Consider the following 1936-nt stretch of genomic DNA (forward strand, 5'->3'; position numbering starts at 1 on the left):
ACAATAATTAACTAAATATCAAAAAGAAATACAGCATATAGGACGAATTAAGTTATAAGGCGTTTTGATCTAAACACATTTTGTCAATTATTTAATGTACATATTCGACAGCCTCAGGATGCCTTGATCCTGCAGGCCAGTCCTTGTTTTGCCCTGTCTTTTCACTGTTCTATTCTTTAATCCTTTCTATTACTTACAAAGTAACAGAACGTATATTATAGAATAGATAAATTGGATGAGTAAATTAAAATTTCATAGTACGAATTTTAGAATTAGTGATATTATATTAAAGTCATTTTTGGTTTTATTGGTATCCCTTTCGTCATTGCGCCTTCATGCGCAATACGTCGCGCTGAAGTCCAATCTTCTCTATGATGCATTATGCATTCCATCCCTGGGTACTGAGGTCCGCCTCGACAGAACCCTTGCTGTGAGTGTTTCCTCAACCTATTGCCCGATATCCTACGATGGTGACTGTAAATGGAAGAACTGGTCAGTTCAGTACGAAGCCCGTCACTGGTTCCGCAAGGTCTTCAATGGTCCTTACCTCGGAGTCTTCGGCATTCATGGAGGCTTCAACCTAAACCGCATTCCCGTTTTTNGTCTTACCAGTCATCGTGCCGAAGGCAACTTCAACGGTGCCGGACTCACCTTCGGCTTTCATAAGATTCTCTCTCCCCATTGGGGCATAGATACATCCCTTTCCGCTGGCTACCTGCATCTGCGCTACCGCCATTACCGTGAGGGAAGCTACGGCTACCTTGAATATTATAAAGGGTAGGGACTATGTCGGTTCGGTTGCCCTTTCCGTATCGCTGGTGTATATAATAAAATAATAACTGGTGTATATAATTATGTAGCAGTTTTAAATTCTTATTTAGGGCTGCTTCGTCAATACTCTGAATATAATCAACGTAAAAAGTTGATAAGAAATATCGGCAAGGAGTGGTGGAATGTCATGTATATACAAGGACACCTTGAAAAAGCCGTATTAAAGAAAGTATATAACTCAATTCGGATGCCTGTCAATGATGCAGCAATCGCTGCATCATGAAGAAAAAAGATTCGTGAGAACCAATGGCGTCTAATAATTATCACTATAATTTAATGAATAGTTAGTTCTATTCATTTTCTTCTAAGGCAACTTGGTCAAAGAAGAGTACATCCCAGTGGGGAATGTATTTGAGAGCCTTCACACGTGAGTGTGGGGGTTCTTTAGTTTAAGTTCCCGCAGATATTCTTTTTCGTAGTATCTGCTAAAGCAGATTTATTCTCCCGCAGATTTATTGTATCAACGTAAACGGCCTGTTCTCCCGCAGATAGCGCAGATAACGCAGAGGAATGCAGCAAAGCTGCATTATTTCGCAGACAAACAGCAAACAACATGAACTGTATTGTTTCCACTATGTGGTAATTGTCTTTCTCTGCGATTATCTGCGGCATCTGCTTTAGTAGATACATTTGCGCTAACTGTCTTTTGTCTGCGTAATCTGCGAGATCTGCGGGAGAATCGGCCGTTAAATCACATAAGGAACGAGCAAGGAACGAGCAAGGAAAGAGCAAGCAATAAAAACAGCAACGAAATAAAAATAAATAAAGAAAAGAAACAAATAAAACGAGTGAGCAATAACAAATATAAGTATTAACAATTAAAACAAAACAATTATGTCAAATTTATCAATCGGGAGACACTCCCGCAAACAATCAAATGCCAGAAGTGCGGACGCGAATTGCCTAAACAGAAATTAGAACGCATGAAGTCTGGCACATATCGACAAGTGTGCAATCAATGCAAATACGAGTACTACATCAAACCAGCTAGGATAAGACGAATACTCAGAGAACTCGAAAATCGTACATAGGTTTTGTAAATAAACTAGCGTCGAAACGTCTATCCGCTGTCTATCAGTACGTTAGATGCACTTTTTTCAAAAAC

At 39.5% G+C, this 1936-nt stretch carries 2 protein-coding genes; both read left to right on the top strand.

The genetic code is table 11. The features are described from left to right. Positions 1-235: 235 nt before the first annotated feature. Positions 236-781, top strand: coding sequence for a DUF3575 domain-containing protein (locus tag B045_RS15155; protein ID WP_081618635.1), 546 nt, complete (start codon positions 236-238; stop codon positions 779-781). A gap of 141 nt (positions 782-922) precedes the next feature. Next, entirely contained in the window at positions 923-1054 is a 132-nt protein-coding gene (locus tag B045_RS15805; RefSeq protein ID WP_262502998.1) for a hypothetical protein, read from the top strand. The last annotated feature ends 882 nt before the right edge of the window (positions 1055-1936 follow it).

This window comes from Segatella paludivivens DSM 17968 = JCM 13650 (assembly GCF_000373185.1).
Lineage (GTDB): Bacteria > Bacteroidota > Bacteroidia > Bacteroidales > Bacteroidaceae > Prevotella > Prevotella paludivivens.